This is a genomic window from Lacticaseibacillus manihotivorans DSM 13343 = JCM 12514 (genome assembly GCF_001435035.1).
GTDB lineage: Bacteria > Bacillota > Bacilli > Lactobacillales > Lactobacillaceae > Lacticaseibacillus > Lacticaseibacillus manihotivorans.
Map to the genome: position 1 here is coordinate 1 of NZ_AZEU01000141.1, position 1,594 is coordinate 1,594.

The following is a 1,594-nucleotide window of genomic DNA, read 5'->3' on the forward strand; positions in this document are numbered from 1 at the left end:
CTAAAACATGAAAGCTTGAATCCAGACTGATTCCTTGGCATCACTTGCGTTGTACCGCTAATATTCAATTTTGGGACAATTTAGGCCAAGATGCCAAGCTGCGTCGCTAACGCTTGTGGTAAATGTGTTTCAAATTGTACCATGATGTTATTTAATGCTGAGCTCATCTCAGCTGTTCCCGCCGCTTGAATCAAGTTAAGTTCTTCAAGAAGCCATGCCAGATCTTGCGTTAGCGCAAGATCTGGCATGGCTTCGTTCATGATGTAGAACAAGTCGCCAAGGGTGCGTACGTCCGCTTCTTGTCGCTGGCGCCAGGCAAGAATATCGTAGGCCATCATGACGACCGCAATGTGCGCACAAAGGCCGTCGTAGCTTTGAACCTGTGATCGATCCAAGCGCAGATACTGCTTGGCGATCTTGAAGTAGCCCTCAATCTGCCAGCGGCGCCCATACATTTGGATAATTTCTTCTGGATGTAGACTTTGTTTAGTCGTGGCGAGTACTAAGAAGCGGTCAGATTGGCCGCGATTGGAGACAAATACCAGTCTCACTGGGAAGGATTCAATACTTCCATCCGGCTGTTCAACTTCTGCTTGAACGACACAGGCATAGCGGTAGTTTGCCTTAGTATGATACTTAGAAGACGCAAGACGCTTATACAGCGCAGGGATTGAATAGTGACGCTTCCGATAAAGATAGTGGACCTTACTGCTCTTTTTCACCATCGCGATCGTGTCTAAACCGAGGCGCTTCAAGGCCAAAAACATTCGTGGTGAGCTGAACCAGCTATCACACAGCACATATCCCGCCTTAAGGCCATTTGCCATTGCTTGTTTGATCAACTCAACGCTCACATCAGTCATCTTACGCACAGCTTGTGCGCGGCGCCTGCCGCCCAGCGTGCGCAAATCCTGATTAGTGCTGGCACCGCCGATCCGATTCTTGGCGTCTTTGCTCGACATCAACGCGTAATCGACCGGTACTAAGGTATCGCCATCGCTCCACGCCAGCGTTAAGGCGCGAAAACCTTTCTTGTAGACCTGATCGTCATGGTCGAAGGTACGGGCTAATAGCTCCGTCTTCTTAGCTGTATCACGAGTAAACAGGGTATCGTCAAGGATAAATGCAAGACGTCTGTGCGTATGAATAAAGGGGCGCAGGTACTTGATCAGGGCTTGGGCGATCAAGCAGATCAAACGTTGCCAATTCGTTCGCCCATCGTTGAGATAATTACGCACCGTACGGGTTGTGAAGCGAGGGTTCGGCTGAGCTCGGTACAAAGACCGCCCCAGAAACTTCGTCGTCAGAAGCCATTCGATAATCTGAAGTAGCGAAAACTCACCATGATGGCGACCAAAAACGTGAGTTGAAAGCTTGGAGAATCCCACCAGTTGAGAGAATCCATGAATTGTCTGAGAAAGGTCCAATTTCTCTTGATGATGTTCTATAATAGACATTGCACAAGCACTCCTTTGTATCTTGGTTTTAGCGACTCAAGTATACTGCCAAGGCGTTGCTTGTGTTTAATTTTGTCCAAAAGAAGCCAGGAATGACGCGAAGTACACATCATTCCTGGCTTTCAAGTTTTAGTTAA

The 1,594-nt window shown here is 48.1% G+C and carries 1 protein-coding gene; it reads right to left on the reverse strand.

Annotated features, from left to right (window positions below):
• Positions 1-80 precede the first annotated feature (80 nt).
• The gene (locus FD01_RS08265) at positions 81-1,457 is read right to left on the reverse strand and encodes an IS4 family transposase (RefSeq protein WP_054720103.1); all 1,377 of its coding nucleotides are present in this window, start codon (positions 1,455-1,457) and stop codon (positions 81-83) included.
• Between the last annotated feature and the right edge of the window lie 137 nt (positions 1,458-1,594).